We start from the raw sequence: 20,331 nt of genomic DNA, 5'->3' as shown, positions 1-20,331 counted from the left end.
AGATAAAAATAAAAAATTATAGGAGTCCGATTTTGAGTCTCACACAGTCCGATTTTGAGACTATTCTGGAATGGGGGGCACTTTATCTGTTTCCAGTTGTTTAAAAATACCAATCAAATAATCCAAAGCCATCGAAAAATCCTGCGGCGAATAACGGCTGTAATCCCACATCATTTTTGCTGGCATGCCAGGCAAGGCCACATTCAAAGCGCCATGGCTTTGTAAAAAGGCTATTTTCTGCTCGTCAGTAGTTAAAGCACTCCATTGTCTTTGGAGGTCTTCGAGGGCTTTAACTATTTTTTTCGATTTAGGGGATACTCTTTCAAGTGCGATAGTGCGCACCATGGCGATCTGCACCTTGACGTCAACGTCATTCCATTTATTTGTCATAGCTTGTACATCAAAAAAACTGTCTTCCGGAATCCTAAAAATATCTTTACGAATGACTTCTTCCAAATCGGACAATAAGAAAGCTTTCTTTGAATCCCTCAATACATTTATTGCCAATATGCCTTCATGGGTGAGATCGGCCAAAATGTGGCCACATGCCACTAACGCCGATGGCGATATATTGCGTGGTACTGTAACACCGCCCAAGGCTTCTAAAATAATATCAGGATTAGGTAAAACAACAGGCTCACTTGAAATTGTTAATTCCAAAGGATCTATTGCTTCTTCACCCCGGTAGAGTTCATAATAATGGTACGCACTATCCAATAAGTCTCTCGCCATATCCCAAGCCGTTTGCAGGTAAGCTACGGGGGCCGATACCATCTGCCAGGCGCCCTTCAACCAATCTATTGGATTGCCTATTTGCATACGCAAGTTATCAGCTTGCATGGGCATGGCATTTTCTCTCATGCTTTCCGGTACAGGTTTGTCCGTTTCACTACTTTGATCCACCGTTAGCATACGAGGGGAGCCAGTTTCATCTGTCCAAAGAAGTATGGCATTGGCATGATAGCCACTAGTTTTTCCATTTGATAACGCTAATACGCCCCTGCCATAAAGTGCTGGCAAGCCAACAGCTCTTAGCATTTGCACCAAAACAAAACTATGTTCTGGGCAAGCGCCGGGATATTTACCTCTTACCATTCTAGTGGGATTATGAATATGCTCCCAATAACTTTGCAAATTACCTGTAAACCCTTCAGAAAATTGCTTATGTATTAAGTCTTGTGAGGGATTAACATTATAAATATAGTGCTCCCTAAATAATCTAAGAACCTCCTGATATCGGTTTGCTGGTCTTAAAGACATTATAAATTCAAGTTTTGGATGCGTCGCAACAATCATATCGCGCGGAACTTCTGTTTCAAATAAAGATCTATGAATAGCCTCGCTTACCAATTCATTATTTAAAAATGCTTCCCAATTTATCGACATCTCATCAATTCCAAACACAGCAACATTATTTATATACTCTATTCCTCTTGCTTCTGGGAAAGAAACAGGAGGCATCTTACCACGATAAGCTTTTTTTCCGTTTTCAGTTAATTGGACAGTTACAGTTGATGTAGAAGGCAGAGCTTCTGCAGGGCTTTGAGTGATTTGAATAAAAGTATCACCTAGCGCATGTTCATTAGAATAGTCGGAAGAGTATGAAATAGTAATAAAAGAAGGATGTTTCCTTGTACCATAGACCTTATAAGTAAAAAGATTTTCACTTCCATCGAGTGTTGTTAAATCAGAAGTGTGCGGCCGCATAACAGTATTTTTTGAAATAGCTGCTGGATAAGATTTTGCATCATTTGTAGTAACTTGCCTTCCTTTGACATTTCCTCTTAGCGTTTTATTAATTTCATCAACAATCGCAGCCAACCTCTCATCCATAATAAGGGAATCCCCCGCCACAGGAATTTCTGCAACGGCTAAAAAAACATCATTGTTGTGTCGTTCTTTAAATTTAAAAACAGGATAATCGGTTAAATAAGTATCACCATCCGGCGCTACACGTGCTATCTTACCAGCATCCACCGAGAGATTGGCTCGCGACGCCAAAACCAAGATAAAAAGAGTGAGCTCTCGGTAACCTCCCCTGGCAATTTTTCCCAGTGGTAACGATTCAGGATTTGTCATAAATCCCCATAAATTTCTCATGCCCTCTTCATTTTCCAAACCAGCATTTCCGCTAACTATTAATTGCTGATATACTGCATCATTATCAATGTTGGCATCAAAAACAAAATATTGGGCTGCCAAATAACGAATATAATCTAAACGCTTGAAGGCATCATTTGCAAACGGTTCAACCTTTAGCATTCTAAAATCGATAGAGGCAGGAAGTCTCGCCGCGAAACTATCAAAAACATTTTTATTTGTATCTGCAAGAGAAGTTCCTGAAGAGATAATCAAATTTCTTCTACTACTAATTCCGCTTCCTTCTCCTAAAAAAGTCTGACCCGACGGAAAAAGTACTTGAGTAGGGCTAATATAAAAATTATCAACACTTCTCAGCATCGTAGTTGCTAAGGGTGCTCCCCTTTTTAAATAAAAGTCACCATTGTTTGGAGTAAGATAAGCTCTAACTCCGCCCCAACTGGAATAGGATGCGGGAAAACTTTGATTATTGAATGTAGCCTTGCCACCTGAATTAAAAATGTAGGCCATTCTTATATCTCCCCTAAAACCCTCAAGCGACAAATTAACTAACCCAGAAGCTGTAGCTAACGGCTCAGAGCCTTGGGAAACAGCACTGCTATCTATCTTTATAGGTTGCTTTATCAAGTCTGCAAAACTTTGAATCATACCTAAAAAATGAGTGCCTCTTGGTTTTGCATATGCTTCTATATGAGAATAGACTGGTACAAATGGTGATGGACTTATTTCCATTGGAGGCAATCTTCTTAAAAGCATCATGGCTCCATAAGGTTGAGTTTTTAGCTGCGGCTTATATCCTGGAAATAAGCCATTTGCCTGTAAAATATTGGCTGCGCGGGCAGGGTTTCTTGCAGACTCATTCCCGATTTTAAAATCACTCACTGAAGCCGCATAGGGGCTTCCAAGTTTAATAGCGGAAGCTGTTTCAAATTGAATTATTACTGGTTGAAATATATTTGCTGTGTCTTTCAAATTTAAATCGCTGATTAAGTCCGATACCGCTCCCATATCTGTTCTGCTTGCTATACTCAATAAAATTACTATTCTTCTACCAACCTCTACTTCTTGTCCATTGGCTAAGGCCCATTGGTACCAAAAATAAAGATAGACCATCTGATGATATTGGATAGGAGTGTTATGAAATGATTCTCTTAACAGAGCTTCATAAACATCAATCGCCATATCAGAAGTCTGTTTAAAACAATCTGGAACAGTACTCATTGCATGCACGACACCCGGCGCAAAAAAATCACCCGACCTAAGAGCTCGTAGTAAGGCCGCATAGTTGGTCATATCGGCCGGCAAAGGATTTATTTTCATATAAACCCGAGGATATTTGTTATACAACATCCTATGTGCAGAGTCATTTCCTTCATATCCCAATAAATGAGTAATACGATAAGAGGCAGCATCTCCCCACATTTTTTGAAAAAGTGGATCATCCTCAATGCCAGGCAAGCCTAATAGTTCCTCAAAGCCCATTATTACAACGTCACCAGCTTTTTTAAGATATTCACTCACACTCACATCATCAGAGTCTGGGTAGCTTAAAGAAACACTTTTAAAAATATCTAATAAACGTTGTAGAGCATACTCCGCCATAATCCTTAAATAGGTTTGTTCGTTAATGTTAATTCTTTTAATTTTAAAATAGGCCAAACGTTCAGCCCGAAAGGCGGCATAATGAGAACCTTCCAGCTCTTGATTTAAAACAACATTAACAAAATCATTTTCAATAGGATCATAATGACCTGCATCTTTTACAATAACTCTACGAACAGGGACTATAATTTGATCATCACTTAAAACTCTTAATGGAGTCATGCCGTCTAATGCACCATTGCTTATATTAAGAGACCGCTCTAACTTTGATATAAGGGCAATACAATCTGCTGGGCTCTGTGAATCAGCGATCTTACGAATATTGGTATCAATATCAATCAAATCAGCATTGAAACCAACAGTCTTTAAAGCTGCTAATTGTTCAGTATAGGGAAGTTCCAAAAATTTCCGAGCCAACTCCACCACGCCCTGATGCTCGTCTGTTGACATTGTGGCAGATAGACCCTGTAATGATACAAATAGTTTATCCGTTAGTTGTGAATAGGAAGTTCTGTATAAATTATTTAACCAGTACTCATTTCCATCAAAATGCCTAGCAAGGGGCAGGATTTGATCAAGAGGAAGTGTCAGGCCACTTTCGTGAGCCCTAAAATAAAATAATTTTTGTTGGGGATTAAAATCGTCAGATATACCTATGGCATACAATAATCGCGTATTTTTATTGCGATTGAGATCACCATAACGTATCGCCATAATGCTAGAATTGTTGACGGCATACTCCAAAGGGCATTTCCCGCATAAGAATTCAATATAAACTGTAATTGCATTGCGCAAATGTCTATCAGTATCGTCTAAGCTAATTTTATCAAAATTAACAGAATCCCTATTATACAATTCTACAAAACGGGCTCGTTCCGATGCATTGGAAAAAATATTTCCCAATTTTTTAATCTCTTCCAGCTGAGTGATAGCAAATTCTGGATATTGGTCAAAAAACCGACTCTCACCTTCCCCTAGAACAGCTGTCGAAGAGGTCTCATGATCTGTCCCTATTGCTAATTGTTTAAAATGAGTTTTAACATCATCCGATAATCTTGAATTTCTTGATAAGGCATAATAAACCCTGGCCTTATTTCTCGCGTCTTGTAAATTGGAAACATCTTTAGTAATTTCATCTAGTTGATCTTGAGTTAGCTCATGCTTACTGCATAAGGATTCCAAGGCCATGGCTATATCTAATTCCCGTATAGATAGCTCATCTATATTGCTTGGTTTTTTAAAAGCCGATATCATTCTCTGGATTGCGTCATACAAAATTTTTACCTGGGAGCTAGACAAACCTGTAAAAGCCTCTACTTCGCTCACTATAATAGCTATCTCGGGCATGGGAGGGAGTAGCCTTAAAGAATCAAAGGCCACTGAAGGATTTCCATTATTATATCCAAAAAGCTCGTAAATCAGATATGCTTTAAATAATGGCTCTGCATCAGGATCATCCAAGATCCTGATAGCTTCCTGCATATCACTAGGCAAATTTGCCGAATTTTTTTTATATTTTATATTATCATTAGGTTTTTCTTCGCTGGTAAAGTTATCATGAATTATTTTACTTTCTGCTTCTATAATAAATCTATTAATCAAATCCAAAAGAGCTTTAGAAATTCCATCTTCTGTGTAAGTAAATGATAACTTTTCGTCTAAAATACGGATTGTCATCCATAGCTCTGATTTTGAAATAGTTGATTCATCGATAATTCCAAGAAAAACTCGTTCCTTCCATTGGCCATTCTTGTTAGCCCATACGAAGGCCGAAGCTCTATTAAGCTCCTCAAAAACCTTTTCTTCAAGGGAGGTATCATTCCAAACATAAAAAAATCTTGTATTAGAAGCAGCTTTTATGGCCATGGGCTGATTCAGCTTATCTATACCTCCTAAATCGTGTGAAGTTTCATCAAACATATTTCCATAATAACGGGGATAAGTTTGAATTATACCAGCAAGCTTAACAGCTGCTTCATTAATCCATGTACTTAGCTGTTTTCTGGCAGCGGCTGGATTATTTTCATAGCTAGATAAAAATGTTTCGGCATCAATTGCTAGTATACTGCCATCAGGCTTTTGACCGCTCAACACCAAGCCTGGATGTTTACCGATGCGCTGCAATCGGCCAGCAGCCAACAGCTGGGCTTCAAATGCTTCACGCTCGGACTCTAAATTGAGAGCTATAAATTCCTCACGTGTCATTGTAGCCGGTGTTTCTTGCTTGGATAATGCTTCTTGCACCTGTCGGTGACGGATTTCGTGCACCAAGGTGCTCACTAACAAAGCAGGGGTTTGTGCTTCTGGAGAATTATTGCCAATTAAAATTTCCTGACTCGCCAAGTTAAACACAACCTGTGTGCCTTCTACATAACGAACAACAACTTTGTTATCCTTTGCCCATTGTAAATAAGCGGCGGTTTCAAAATCGATAGCCTGCAAATCAGAAAAAATATTGGAAGCAATTATAGGTTCTGATCTAATCACTTGAATTTGAGAATCAAAAGCCTTACTACTGTGACCTCCAGCTGCCATATCATATAATGTACTGGCGGATACAGGTAACCAATCAGGCATGAGAGGATCGATATTAACCTGCATAAAATACGAACCGCTCTCCTCCCACATTTCCTTTCCAACACTATCTATCAGCGGTTTTTTGTAGAATTTTGAAGAGAGTTCGCCTAACTGATCATCTACATCATCAAAAATTCTGGCAAAAACATCCGAGGCCTTGCCTAAAGCTTTTAAAAGCGGTTGTTTTGATTCTTGTAAAATTCCTGCAACCCCTCCCCAGGCTTTGCCACCAATGCTGGTACCTGCGGAGGCAACCGACGCCTCAAGCCAGGATTCAGAAAAATCATCCAAAGCTTCCAATAAACTTTTTTCCCCATGCACCCATTTATAAATACTACCGGCACAATGAGTTGATTTATTCAATTTTTCATCATATTCATATCTAACAACTTCCTGAGTTGCTGTTTGTACAAACCCCGACAATGCCTGTGTAGTTAAAAAAAGTTCGGCACTTCCGCTTGCCAGCAGTAAGTCTTCTCCGCCTGTCAACCACACACCAAGCCGGGCGAGGCCTACACCTGCCATGCGCATCAGGACACACGATGTGGCAACCGATAACAATGTAGGCACTAAAAAGCTTTGAGAAAACTTCCAAAAATCATCGGGCATGGCTTCGTCGGCATAAATTTTTAATTGAGCGAGCGATCCACTTTGCTTATGGGTACCATCACCCAAAATAGCCCTTAAACCCAAAATCATATTGCGGGTATAAGCAAGCGTTTGTTCGGCCTTGCTTCCACCAACAGCAGGAATAAACAGAGATTCCAACTTTGCTACTTCTTCTGCATGTTCCCTAAAAAACTCACGTACAGTTTGTATAGCATCTCGAGAAACCGATTCTAAACAACGTATAGCGTGCCGTAGCCCCTCAATTCCCAGTGATGTTTTGTAAGTTTGCGGGTTTTGCAATGCACCGGTAATAGCACCTAAAATTTCTTGCCAACCACACAATTCCTGAGCGGCTTTTCTCAACTCCTCCATAGGCCAAACTTGAGTTAAAACGTTATTCATCAATTCGGCTTCGGGCTCTTGGGTACCTAAAAGTTTTTTTACATCGTCTGTTTCAAAAAGAGTTATGCTACTATAGTCTAATACCATTGACACATAAGTACTCCCCTCTGTTTCACCGTTTTTAACTAACCAATTATTAAGACGTGACACCGTCCAAAAATCATTATCATTTTCAAAGCATACAAAAGCCCAATACTTGGGATCATTAAGTTGCTGAGCATTTGGATATCCCCCCAAAAAAACGCAATAATAACCCTTCTCAATAAATTGCTTTATAACAGTTTGCGCAGCACTTTGAAGTTGAGGATATTTTTTTACAATAAGCTCATAATTTGGTTGCACATTCCCATATTGACTAAGAGAAATAGCATACAACTCCTGTAATTGTTCGCGGGATAACTTGCTTAAAGCCGCAATATTTTCGGGTTTTTGGCCTGGTACAGACTTTAAAATTGCGAGGTAATTGATATCATCGTGAATATTACCCAATTTGCGCACCGATTCGTCAAACTCGCGAACACTTTTTAGCTGTGGATTGTTATGCTCATAAAGCCAAGCAGCCTGATCAATGGCTGTGGTGGAATCTTTTTTAGCGAGAGCGCCCAGCAAAAGAGAGTCGGGAGATTTAGCAACAAGCGACTGACGCACATCCGCAACAGCAACCCGCATACGCTGAGGAATCCATTCGGCTGGCAAATTTGCCAGCCATAATGGCAAAGTTTCCAATCGTTCTTGCACACCGGGTTGACCCGCTTTAGCCATCAAAACAAGGTTATCAATCTCTAAATTAATTTTATCGCGCATGAGAGCCGTATACTGTTCATCTAAACCGCGTAATTGTTTTTCGTACTCTCCCACTTTCTGGCGTACATCCCGGATATGATCCTGATATAAACTCACAGCCTGACGAATATCATTGTAGGCATCCAAGGCATATTCTTTATTACCCTCACTACTCACCCATGAGGGCGTACCCTTCAAAGTGCTAGCTGCTAGACTTAATTTATTTTTAAAATCGTCACTCTCTGCTTCTCTCATTTCAGATTCGGGTATTTTTTTTCGCAACTCGGCTTGCGCCATACTCAACATACGAAGTTTGCTTTCTACAACTTTCAGTTTGTCCTTTAGCGTTTCTGTTGCATTATCAAGGTCATGGGTTTTACCTTCAGCTCCCAACCGCAAATGAGTTATAGGAATAGGATCTTGCGAAATAAAAGAAACATCCAAACTTGGATTGCGTGCTAAAAAGGAAGGTACAAATGCACTCCCCATACTTTTAGATCTTGTCAGTATTATTTTTTTGGAATCATCAACAAACTCATCTAGTGGTTTTAGTTTTTTATCGTAACGTTCTTGGACCTTTTTAAACCAGTGTAATGAAAGATCATGATGAGTAGACTTGTGGGGATTTGACGATACGTCTTCCTTAGCGGCCTGATCAGTTAATACCAAAAGATGTTTCTCGACAGATACTTTCCCCATAACTATAAACTTTCACCCATTATAGTTATCGGCTAAATAGGACAAAAAAATGTCTAAAAAAATAGGGAGTTAGATAGAAAGCGGCAACAAGTTGTTATCACTAATTTAATTTAATTTAATTGTAACACATTGAAATTCCTATAAAAACTTAGCAATGATTTCATTCATCACTTCATGCGTGCCGCCTCCAATAGAAAGCAGGCGCATATCCCTGTAAAGACGTTCCACGGGGTTTTCGCGCATATAGCCCATCCCTCCAAAAATCTGGACGGCTTCATCCACTACCGTTTGACAGGAGGTCACACAAAAGTTTTTAGCCATAGCTGCTTCTTTAAGAATGGGTTCGCCGTCTTTTTTCTTTTGGCAAACGGAGTATAAATATTCTCGAGAAACAGTAAGAAGGGTTGTCATCTCGGCCAGTTTATGACGGATCACTTGTTTTTTTATGAGCGCACCACCAAACGCCTCGCGTGTTTGAGCGTACTCCAAAGCTTTTTCATAGGCAACTTGAGCACTCCCCACTGCCATCCCCGCTAAAAACAAGCGCTCACTTTCAAAATTAGCCATGATGCCATAAAACCCTTTATTTTCTTCGCCGAGGAGATTATCTACGGGCACTTTACAGTCGTTAAAACTAATGAGCGCTGTATCGGATGCCCACCAGCCCATCTTGTCCAATTTCTTTTCCACCGCAAGACCCGGTGTGTTGCGTTCAATCAACAAGAGCGAAATCCCTTCATGCCCTTCTCCACCAGTGCGCACGGCCGTAGTATAAAAATCTGCGCGGCAACCACTGGTGATAAACATCTTGGATCCATTAACAAGATAATGATTGCCCTGTTGTTTAGCCTTAGTTTGAATATGTGCCACATCCGAACCGGCATTAGGCTCGGTAATGGCTAGTGCGGCAATTTTATTTCCAGCCAACACCGGTTTCATAAATTTATTTTTTTGTTCGTCGGTTCCTAATTTATCAATAGGCGGAATGGCAATAGAATGAGAAAAAAGAGACGCCAGCAAACCCTGCGAGGTAGAACGCATCATTTCAGTCACCAACACCATCGTGTGAAAAATATCCGATTCTACCCCACCAAAAGCCGGATCAAATCCCAAACCTAAAAAACCCAAGTCGCCTACTTTTTTATAAAGTTCCTTGGGAAATTCATTTTTTTCCTCCCAAGTGTGAATATGAGGCAAAATTTCTTTTTCAACAAATTTATGAATGGTAGTTTTGAGTTGGTTGTGGGTTTCAGTAAAATAAGTTGTCATAAAACTTTCCCAAACGAAGAGTAACCCACCTCTGTCTCCTCCCTTACCTTAAGGGAGGAGAACTAATAACTAGATATTATTAGAAGCACACGTCCCTCCCCCTTAGAGTAAGGGGGAGGTCAGGAGGGGGTTACTCTTGAATGACAGATTTTAAGATAGAAAAAAAGAGTTAAATAGCCTAGAACTACTCCATGGTTAAAACAGGATTAGGTCAACTTTCATCTTTCTTACCCAAACTTAAAAAGAAACGCGTGGGTGTGTTGGCTCACCCAGCCAGTGTGGATAGTCAATTCAACCACATTGTAGATTTACTTCTCAAAAATAAAATCAATATCACCCAACTTTTTGGCCCCGAGCACGGTATCCGTGGCGAAGCCCAGGATATGGATCATGTGGATTCGTCGGTAGACTCCCAAACCGGTCTTCCGGTAAAAAGCCTGTATGGACCAACACTCGAATCGTTAAAACCTACCGAAAATGATTTTAAAAATATCGATGTGCTGGTGTGCGATTTGCAAGATATTGGATCGCGTTACTATACCTTTATTTATACCATCGCTTTTTGCATGCAAACAGCCGCTAAAACCGGCGTAGAAGTGATCGTTCTCGATCGTCCTAATCCCATTAATGGTGTTGATGTTGAAGGGCCTCTTGTTCAAAAAGGGTTCGAATCATTTGTTGGCTATTACCCTCTTCCTAATCGCCACGGCATGACAGTTGGCGAGCTAGCTCTTCTTTTTAATACAGAATTTAATATTGGATGTAAGTTGCAAATCATTAAAATGAAGGGGTGGAAAAGGACGATGTATTTTGACGACACCGGCCTTCCCTGGGTCCTTCCGTCACCCAACATGCCAACACTTGAAGCTGCCCTTGTTTATCCCGGCCAGTGTTTGGTAGAAGCAACAGACTTATCAGAAGGCCGCGGCACAACAAAACCCTTTGAATTTATCGGCGCTCCCTTTATCGATCCGTATCGTTGGCTAGAGACCTTAAATAATTATCGTTTCGATGGCTTTCATCTCCGTCCCATTTATTATCGCCCTACTTTTCAAAAGGCAGCCATGCAGAATTGTGGCGGCTTGCAGATTCACATTACCGATCGAAACAAAATTATCCCGCTTTATCTCTCCTGTGTATTGCTTAAAACACTGAAAGATCTTTACCCGAACGATTTTAAATGGAGAGCCAAGCCTTATGAATTTGTTGATGAGATTCCGGCCATTGATCTTCTAACCGGAAGTTCGGCTTACCGGGAATGCGTGGAAGAAAAAGGTGATTTGAACAAGCTGTATCAAAGTTGGGAGACGGAGACAAAAGCGTTTGTGAAAAGTAGTGAGAAGTATTTGCTGTACGGGGAGTAACCCCCTCCCGTCCTCCCCCTTAATTTAAGTGGGAGGGGCCAAGAACGTTCCCTCCCTTAGATTAAGGGAGGGACAGGGTGGGTTACTCTTCACACCATTGCCATGCGCTCTGGTTTTAAAAGCGCGCCTTCGCTTTTAACCAAGCCACAGAACTCTTCCTTGTCATTTAGAACGGAGTATAAACCTCCTGCTTGAGAGTGCGCTACAAACTTTCCTGCCTTTAACGCTGTGATACTAGTCTCATCCAAAGTGAATAATGGATATTTGAGGTAATGGTGAAGTTTCTCAAGTGGAATACTCATCCCGCTAAGTTTTTCCGGCGCCAAGGCATCCTTCACATTAAACCCGTCACTCGATATCCGTTTAAGATAACTTAAGTGTCCCAAGTTACCTAAGGCCCCCGCAATATCTTCGCCCAACACCCGCACATAGGTTCCTTTGGAACAGACGACTTCAAAGCTCATTGAATCGGACTGCTGATCCAATAACACTAGTTTTTTAATCTCAATGGAACATGCCTTCCGCTCCACTTCGATTCCCTTCCGGGCTAAGTCATACAGTTTATCTCCATCCACTTTTTTAGCCGAAAACATCGGTGGTATTTGTAGTTGAGGGCCTAAAAACTGATTAAAAACAGACTCAATTTTATCTTTATCTATTTTAGAAATATCTTGTTTTTCAAGTATTTGTCCATAACTATCTAAAGTATCAGTTTTAACACCTAATTGAAGCTTTGCTTCATAGCATTTATCAGCTGCCTCCAGATAATATATAAACTTTGTGGCCTCGCCCGAGGCAGCCACCAGTAAACCTTGGGCAAAAGGATCGAGCGTGCCCGTGTGGCCCATTTTTTTAATTTTAAGATTTCTTTTAATTTGGCTAAGCGCCTTGTTAGACGAAATTCCGGCTGGTTTATCGATGAGGAAAAAACCGTGCATAATTAGACCTACTCTGCTTTTTCTTTAGTTTTATCCAGATCGCTGAAGATTTTTTCCAGCCTTAAGTTGGATTCGTACTTATCATCAAAGATAAATTCTAAATCGGGGGCATATCGAAGAGGTATACGCTGTGAAAGTTCACGCTTTAAAAAACCGCGGCATTTTTTAAATCCTTTATCTGCTTCAGCAACATTAGGGTTTTCCCCATCCACTACATAATAAACGCGCGCTAAATGGAGATCTTTAGTAAAGGAAACTTCGGTAACACGGGCGTGTTTTAATTTAGGTTCGTTAATTTCGGTGATCAGCATTTTGGATAATTCTTCAAAATACTCGGCCGAAACACGTTTTATGCGACGTCCGTCATCCATGGCCGGTTCCTATAATTCGGTGGCAATTAATTCGAGATTGTAGAATTCAAGTACGTCACCAGGTTTAATATCCTGATAACCCGAAAGACCAACACCGCATTCCATACCTTGAGCTACTTCTTTGGCATCGTCCTTAAAGCGCTTTAAAGAGCCAATCTTACCTTCAAACAAGATGACGTTATCACGCAACAGACGCAGGTTGGCGGTACGGGTTACCTTGCCATCAATCACCATACAACCGGCAATAAGACCAATTTTGGAAACCGTAAAAGTATCGCGAACTTCGGCGCGGCCCAAATAGGTTTCTTTGCGAGTAGGAGCAAGCAAACCCTTCATGGCAAGTTTTACATCTTCCACCATTTCGTAGATAATTTTATAAACCTTAATATCCACACCTTCACCTTTGGCAGTACCAATAGCTTTGGTTTCGGGACGAACGTTAAAACCAATGATGATAGCGTTAGAAGCGGAAGCTAAGAGAACATCGGATTCATTTATACCACCCACTGATGAGTGAATAATTTTAAGTTTTACTTTTTCGGTAGACAGTTTCACTAAGGCTTCACGAATAGCTTCGAGTGAACCAAAAACGTCTGTTTTAAGCACCACTGGCAATTCTTTAACTTCGCCTTCCGCAGCTTTTGCAAAGAAATCTTCCAAAGTAACTTTAGATTGGTTAGCGGCATCTTGAGCACGTTTTGCGGCAACGCGGTTTGCAACTACTTCGGCAGCTGTTTGCTCATCTTTAAATACGTTAAAAGTATCGGAAGCCTGAGGAACACCTGCTAAACCTAATATTTGAACTGCATCCGAAGGCTTGGCTTCGGTGACCATTTCGCCACGATAATTAAGCATGGCACGTACTTTACCTTGATGAAATCCAGCAACTAACACATCTCCTACCTTAAGCGTACCTTGCTGTACCAATAAAGTAGCAACAGCTCCTTTTTGCTTATCTAACTCCGATTCAATCACAACGCCCTTGGCTAATACCGAGGGATCGGCTCTTAATTCTAAAACTTCCGATTGAAGCAAAATACCATCCAGTAATTCTTGAATACCCACTTTGGTTTTGGCCGACACTTCAAAACTTAAAACATCACCACCCCAATCTTCAATCAAGAGTCCTTTTTCGGAAAGTTGACGCTTGATGCGATCGAGATTAGCTTCAGGTTTATCAATTTTATTAATAGCCACCACAATAGGTACTTCGGCAGCACGCGCATGATCGATTGATTCAATCGTCTGCGGCATAATACCGTCGTCTGCAGCCACAACTAACACCACAATATCGGTAACACTGGCCCCACGGGCACGCATGGCGGTAAAAGCTGCGTGGCCAGGCGTATCAAGAAAGGTAATTTTTCCCTTAGGAATTGTAATTGTGTAGGCGCCAATGTGCTGAGTAATACCACCCGCTTCGCCAGAGGCCACATTGGCCGAACGAATAGCATCTAAAAGAGATGTTTTACCATGATCCACGTGTCCCATGATGGTGACAACAGGAGGACGGTGTTCCATGCCCTCTTCACTTTCAATACTTAATTCTTGCAATACTTTTTCTTCGTTAAAGGCCACATCGCGCACTTCGTATCCAAACTCTTGCGCGAGCAAGGTTGCTGTTTCAATATCGATAGCCTGATTTTGAGTAGCCATACTACCCATGCCCATCAATTTTTTAATAAGCTCACCAGCCTTCACGTTCATTTGCTGAGCAAGATTAGCAACAGTAATAGCCTGATCAACTTCTACAATACGCTTAGAAGCTTTAATTTGTGTAATGGAGGTTTTTTTAAGTCCTTTTTTGCTAATGATTTTTTTCTTTTTAGCGCCGCCTTTAGAGGGTTGAAAAATACGTGTAATGGCGTCACTACCAGCCAAACGACTCAGCTGAGTTACAGAAGCTACACGCCCAAAACCTTCAAACTCATCCAAGCTATCAATACCACGTTTTTTGCCACCTTTTTTTGCAGCCTTGTTCTTTTTTGTATCTTCTTCATCTTCTATATCAACAGCAGACACCTCACCATTGGCGGGAGCCGCAGCACCACTAGCGGCCTGCTTGGCATTGCGCAAATTTTCAGCCACAATTGCTTCTTTTGCTTTTTTAGCTTCTAGCTCTTGCAATTCTTTTTGCTTAGCAAGAGAAGGCTGACCCACATCAGGAGCTTTAATAACGGTTACTACTTTTTGCTGGGGAGGATGATTTTTATCAAGAACCACAGTACGACTAGAACCTACTTTGGCAGTAGGAGGCGCTTGTTCCGCTACAGGCTGTGAAGGCACAATAGTCTTAGGGGGCGCAGCTTTAACAGTCTCTGCCGGCTTTACCTTTATTTCTTCGGCAACTGGCGCCGGAGCATCCGTTGCCTTGGCACGGCGACGAATGATGTTAGTTTTTACACGTTTTTCAACGACTTCAATTTTATCATCCATAATTTTTTAAGCCTGTTCATCGGCACTCAGAACCTCGGTAGGTTCTTCGTCATCAACTGCCGTTTCGGCCTTTCTTAATTTTACATCGGCCGAACGGGCACGAGCGGCAGCTTCCTCCGCTTTTTTGGCATCATTTATTACTTTGGCTTTTTCAAAAATACCGTTTAACACGTCTTTAGACATACCTGGAATTTGAACAAACGATTCCAAACCAATTTCGGCAATTTCTTCGGCAGAACGGAAAGCATGACTGTAAAGAACGGTGGCCGTAGCATCATCAATACCCAAATCTTCCACCAGTTTTTGCTTGGCCATTTTGGCCAATTCTTCCATTTTGGTTTCGGAATAAATATCAATATTCCAACCGGTGAGGTTGGCGGCCAAGCGTACGTTTTGTCCTTTACGACCAATAGCCAGCGACAACTGATCATCGGCTACAATAATTTCCATGGCTTTTTCGTTATCTTTAATAATAACCTTGCTCACTTCGGCAGGAGCAATAGCATTACAAACAAATTTAGCCGGATCTTCATCCCACAACACAATATCAATTTTTTCACCGCGCAGTTCCTGAACCACACTCTGCACGCGAGAACCTTTCATCCCCACACACGCACCCACTGGATCCACATCACCATCAGCCGAGTAAACAGCTACCTTGGCACGCACTCCGGGTTCGCGAGCACAACTTTTAATTTCTACAATCCCTTCGGCAATTTCGGGAACTTCCATTTCAAACAACGCTTTTACCAAGCCAGGATGACGGCGCGATAAAATAACCTGCGAACCTCTACCCGAGTTGTTGAGCTCTAAAAAGTAAGCCTGAATACGATCGTTGGTTTTATAGGATTCGGTAGGAGATTGTTCTTTGTAAGGAATAATAGCTTCCGTTTTACCCAAATCTACAATCAGGTTTCCTTTTTCAAAACGACGAACCACACCTGAGATAACCTGACCCACGCGGTCTTTGTATTCCTGGAAAATCACATCACGTTCGGCATCGCGCAACTTTTGAATAATAACTTGTTTAGCGGTTTGAGCAGCAATGCGGCCTAAAATGGAGGCATCAACTTTTTGACCAATACTATCGCCAACGGTTGCATCCGGATCGAGCTTGGCGGCTTCGGCTACCGATACTTCGGTATGGGGATTGGTAATTGTTTCGGCAACGGTTTTAAATTCAAAAATTTCTACTTCTCCCAATTCTTCGTTATAGGTGGCTTCCAAGTCACCCAAAAAACCGTATTTTTTACGGGCGGCCATCAGCATAGCCGATTCAATAGCCTCCACCAGCGCTTTGCGCGGAATACTTTTATCTTTTTCAATTTGTTCTAATACGCGGTTTAAATCCTGCATCATACTTTTCTCCTTATAAAACTTCCAAATTAGCTTTTAAAACCAAATCAAACGGGACTAAAAAATCTTTCTTATCAATTTCAATCACCATTTGTTTTTCGTCCAACTTTTTTAAAACCCCTTTATAATTCTGACGTCCATCAATAGGCATTTGGGTTTTTACCTTTACCATTTTTCCCAAAGCGGCCTCAAAATGCTTTTTCTTTTTTAAAGGACGATTAACACCTGGAGACGACACTTCTAAATCATAACGGTGCGGGATATCACACTTTACATCAATTACCGTATCAATCATTTGGCTTACTTTGGAGCAATCGTCCAAATTAACCCCACCCTCTTTATCCAGATAAACTCTTAAAACATTGCGACCCAAATCTTTGGTCCATTCTACATCCACTACTTCAAAACCTTCAGCCTCAACTAGAGGAGATATTTCGCCTAATACTTTGTCTGTTATTGCTGTCATTTATAATCCCCAACTACGGGATAAGTCTTTTATCCGAAAACAGCCATGCAATACATGCCTCTTTTCGGTAAAAGGTAATCCCCAAACTGCGGGATAAGTCTTTTATCCAAAAACATTCGTACGCTGTACGAATCTTTTTGGTAAAAGACTAAAAAAAAAGCCAGAAAGGAAAGATCCATTCTGGCCCAGTAGAACCAAAACTAAGGACACGTATATATATTATAGATAATGCTCTGGCAATGAAAAAATCAAAGATTGGGGTATTTTTTTAGTAATATCATAGGATTAAGACTCCATTCTCAAGCGATCGATGAGAGTATTCATGTCGTCGGGAAGCGGGGCCGTAAGCTTTAGCTTTTTAGCCGTAATTGGATGATAAAACTCCACTTTATGGGCATGAAGAGCCATGCGATTGATAGGAAAAGCCTTCTTTTTTTCGGCAGTTCCATACACCTTATCACCCACTAAAGGGTAACCCAGGTTACTCATATGCACACGTATTTGATGGGTACGGCCGGTACCAATCCGTACAAAGAGCAAAGTAGCCTTTCCATAGCGTTCTTTAACCCAATACTCGGTACGGGCTTCAAGAGCATCTTCATCATCTTCATCGGCTACCCGTGATTTTTTACCCCCCTTAAACTGACCTTTTACCAGCTTTTCTTTAATGAGTTCATATTCTTTTTCTACATCCCCTTCCACCACAGCCACATATTCTTTTGTAATTGTTCTATTGCGAAATTGATCGGCCAAGGTGTTGGCAATTTTCTTTTTGGTAAAAAGCAGAATACCCGAAGTTTCTTTATCGAGACGATGCATTTGCCCTAAATAGGGATGAGAACCTTTTACCTTACGTTTAAGATAAGCCGCCACCTGGCTCACAAAACTATCGTAATCGATAAATGCAGGTTTTACTGCCGCTAGAATATAATCGTCTTCGTAAAGAGTGTTCACAAAGTGGTAACGGCCTGTAGCGGCCTCAGGCATGGTATCAAGACTTGCATCACCCTCTAAAATATTAACTCTATCGCCTCCTTTTAAATTCCACGAGGCAATATAGACGGTTTTGTTATTCACAAGAACACGCTTTTGATCGATAACTTGTTTGATTTTTTTGTGTGTCCAATCCGGGTATTTGCCATAGAGAAAAGCCTCTAAGCACACTCCTTTTTCGGATTTTTTAACACGGAAAAAACTTGAATCTTTGCTCATAAATACTTTTGTTTACTTGTCTCCCTTTGTAAGGGGGACTACAGGGCGGAGTCAAAGTTGGCTACCTCCCCTAACCCCTCCTTACAAAGGAGGGGAAATACTGCTAACAGATTAGAATTTTTCTTTAGATAACAACACCACAAATTCGCCCTTGGTTTGATCTCCCTTAATTTGAGGGATAATTGTTTCCAAGGTACCATAATAAAAACTTTCAAACTTTTTGGTCATCTCACGTCCTACACAAAAATGATAGTCTTTAAAATATTCGTTCCACTCCACTAAACGCTTCTCTATTTTATGCGTGGTTTCATAAAAACAGTGTATCCCCTCTTCCAAACTTAACACTTTGTCGTAAACCCTTTTACGCTTGGAAGGCTTGGGCGACAAAAAGCCCCAAAAATGCAAAGGTTCGGTGGGTAAACCGGCTACTGAAAGTGCTGTAATTAAGGCCGATACCCCCGGAATAGGAACAACCTCAATCCCTTTTTCTAAGGCGGCGGCCACTAAACGGGCACCCGGATCAGATAAGGTGGGCGTTCCGGCATCGCTGACAAGAGCCATACTTTCCCCAGCTTCCAGGCGCCTTAAAATATAATCTTCCTTGTTGCTTTTGGAATACTCAAAGTAAGAAATGAGTTCTTTTTGAATACCATAATGGTTTAAAAGCGGACGCGTATGGCGGGTATCTTCAGCTAAAATGGCATCAACTGTTTTAAGAGTCTCCACAGCGCGGAATGTGATATCGCTTAAATTACCAATGGGCGTTGAAACAATATAGAGTGTCAAAAGATTAAGTGAATGGTGGATAGTGGATAGTGAATGGAAAGAGCTTTCTTTGACCATTCACCATTCACCATCCACTATCCCCCCTCATATTCCCCCGGTGCCAGGATGGGAGAAAGACAACAATCAAGCTTTAAGCCAATCTCTTCCCATTCATCGCGCGTTTTACTTTTAAAAATTGTTTTCAGTTCATCACACACTTGAGGAGAAGCATCAATATAGCCCTGATTCATCCATTCGGTTTTACCCACATGCGTACAAAACTTGTTCCAAAACTTCTCTTCTAAGGCTCCCATGGCTACAAATTTGCCATCTAAAGTCTCATAAATGCGATAACGCCCTAATAAACCTGTAAAGGCATGCTCATCCATACCATGGCTATAAAAAATGGTACGGATAGACGATAAAGAGAGCATCTCGCTTACCATGGCAATATCCAAATGCTGGGCTTTTCTGTTTTTACGGGGTGTCACAAGACTACTCACAATTTTAAAAGCCCCCATCACACCTCCACCCACAATATCGGCCCATTGAACTTTGGAAAGATGAGGTGCATCAAGCAAGCCTGCATAGCCCATAAAATTCATATCATGACCCGCCATTTGCGATAGCTTTCCTTTTTGGCCATAGCCTGTAATGGAAGCAAGAATGATTTTAGGATTTATCTTTTTAAGATCTTTAAAGGAAAGTTTAAAATGATCCATGGCTCCTGGACGGAACGATTCAACCACCACATCTGCCTTTTTAATAAGGCTTAAAAGTTTAGAGCGTCCTTTTTCGGATTTATAATCAATGAAGGATATTTTTTTATTGCCATTTAAATGTTGGTACAGTGCCGACTGCCCATTTTTAAGAAAGGGAGGGATGGTTTTGAGATAATCGCCGGTGCCCGTATCCTCCACTTTAATAACTTTAGCCCCCATGGTTGCCAAAATATACGTACACATAGGTCCGGGAAGCAAACGAGAGAGATCGATAATGGTAATTCCTTTGAGCGGTTTCATAATTTTGAAGATAGTCTGTTACAAGAAAGCGTTCCAGAAATTTTTTAAGGCAAAAAAAAACCCCCCGATTGCGCGGGGGGTTTGATTCTTTGAAAGAATCGCTAAGTTATTTCTTTTTCTTCTTAGCGGTTTTCTTTTTAGCTGTTTTTTTCTTAGCAGCTTTTTTCTTTGCAGCCATGTTGCCCTCCTTTTAGGTGGTGTGGGTTAATAAAATTGCTTAACTGTTTGAATTATACGAAGTTTATAAAAAAAATGTCAACACTAATTTGAAAAAAATTTACATTTTTTTCATTTTTGTCTTGAACTTTTTATTTTTATTAACCCATTTTTTGTTCACTAACCCGGTGAGTCCATAGTTTT

The 20,331-nt window shown here is 40.9% G+C and carries 11 protein-coding genes; 1 reads left to right on the top strand and 10 read right to left on the bottom strand.

The genetic code is table 11. The features are described 5' to 3' along the window. Nucleotides 1–60 precede the first annotated feature (60 nt). Together K1X76_03745 and K1X76_03740 are read right to left on the bottom strand one after the other, a co-directional pair. Nucleotides 61–8,772 carry a hypothetical protein gene (locus K1X76_03745; GenBank protein ID MBX7148173.1) on the bottom strand — a complete coding sequence of 2,904 codons (8,712 nt, stop codon included), beginning with the start codon at nucleotides 8,770–8,772 and terminating at the stop codon, nucleotides 61–63. Nucleotides 8,773–8,910: 138 nt separating this feature from the next. Then, a complete protein-coding gene (locus K1X76_03740) occupies nucleotides 8,911–10,041 on the bottom strand; it encodes an acyl-CoA dehydrogenase family protein (protein MBX7148172.1) in 1,131 nt (376 codons plus the stop codon). 191 nt (nucleotides 10,042–10,232) lie between these two features. Here K1X76_03740 and K1X76_03735 point away from each other — a divergent pair, with 191 nt between their 5' ends. Continuing rightward, complete coding sequence (locus tag K1X76_03735) at nucleotides 10,233–11,405, top strand: DUF1343 domain-containing protein (GenBank protein ID MBX7148171.1); 1,173 nt, start codon at nucleotides 10,233–10,235, stop codon at nucleotides 11,403–11,405. An 89-nt stretch (nucleotides 11,406–11,494) separates the two neighbouring features. On the opposite strand, the gene truB is transcribed toward K1X76_03735, so the two are convergent. From truB to K1X76_03695, 8 genes are all read right to left on the bottom strand, one after another. After that, nucleotides 11,495–12,343 (bottom strand): tRNA pseudouridine(55) synthase TruB, encoded by an 849-nt coding sequence (gene truB, locus K1X76_03730; protein ID MBX7148170.1) that lies wholly within the window; start codon nucleotides 12,341–12,343, stop codon nucleotides 11,495–11,497. Nucleotides 12,344–12,351: 8 nt separating this feature from the next. Continuing rightward, entirely contained in the window at nucleotides 12,352–12,714 is a 363-nt protein-coding gene (rbfA, locus tag K1X76_03725; GenBank protein ID MBX7148169.1) for a 30S ribosome-binding factor RbfA, read from the bottom strand. Nucleotides 12,715–12,723: 9 nt separating this feature from the next. After that, on the bottom strand, nucleotides 12,724–15,150 hold the full coding sequence (infB, locus tag K1X76_03720; GenBank protein MBX7148168.1) for a translation initiation factor IF-2: 2,427 nt from the start codon (nucleotides 15,148–15,150) through the stop codon (nucleotides 12,724–12,726). Nucleotides 15,151–15,156: 6 nt separating this feature from the next. Beyond that, nucleotides 15,157–16,506, bottom strand: coding sequence for a transcription termination factor NusA (gene nusA, locus K1X76_03715; protein ID MBX7148167.1), 1,350 nt, complete (start codon nucleotides 16,504–16,506; stop codon nucleotides 15,157–15,159). A gap of 13 nt (nucleotides 16,507–16,519) precedes the next feature. Continuing rightward, entirely contained in the window at nucleotides 16,520–16,972 is a 453-nt protein-coding gene (locus tag K1X76_03710; GenBank protein MBX7148166.1) for a ribosome maturation factor RimP, read from the bottom strand. 285 nt (nucleotides 16,973–17,257) lie between these two features. Continuing rightward, the gene (locus tag K1X76_03705) at nucleotides 17,258–18,184 is read right to left on the bottom strand and encodes an RluA family pseudouridine synthase (GenBank protein ID MBX7148165.1); all 927 of its coding nucleotides are present in this window, start codon (nucleotides 18,182–18,184) and stop codon (nucleotides 17,258–17,260) included. Between the two features lie 111 nt (nucleotides 18,185–18,295). Further along, nucleotides 18,296–19,027, bottom strand: a complete 732-nt coding sequence (rsmI, locus tag K1X76_03700; GenBank protein MBX7148164.1) for a 16S rRNA (cytidine(1402)-2'-O)-methyltransferase — start codon at nucleotides 19,025–19,027, stop codon at nucleotides 18,296–18,298. A 17-nt stretch (nucleotides 19,028–19,044) separates the two neighbouring features. Further along, nucleotides 19,045–19,971, bottom strand: a complete 927-nt coding sequence (locus K1X76_03695) for a CoA transferase (GenBank protein ID MBX7148163.1) — start codon at nucleotides 19,969–19,971, stop codon at nucleotides 19,045–19,047. Nucleotides 19,972–20,331 lie beyond the last annotated feature (360 nt).

It is taken from the genome of bacterium (assembly GCA_019695305.1).
Classification (GTDB): Bacteria; UBA10199; UBA10199; order UBA10199; family JAIBAG01; genus JAIBAG01.
This window is presented reverse-complemented; position numbering and strand designations above follow the sequence as displayed.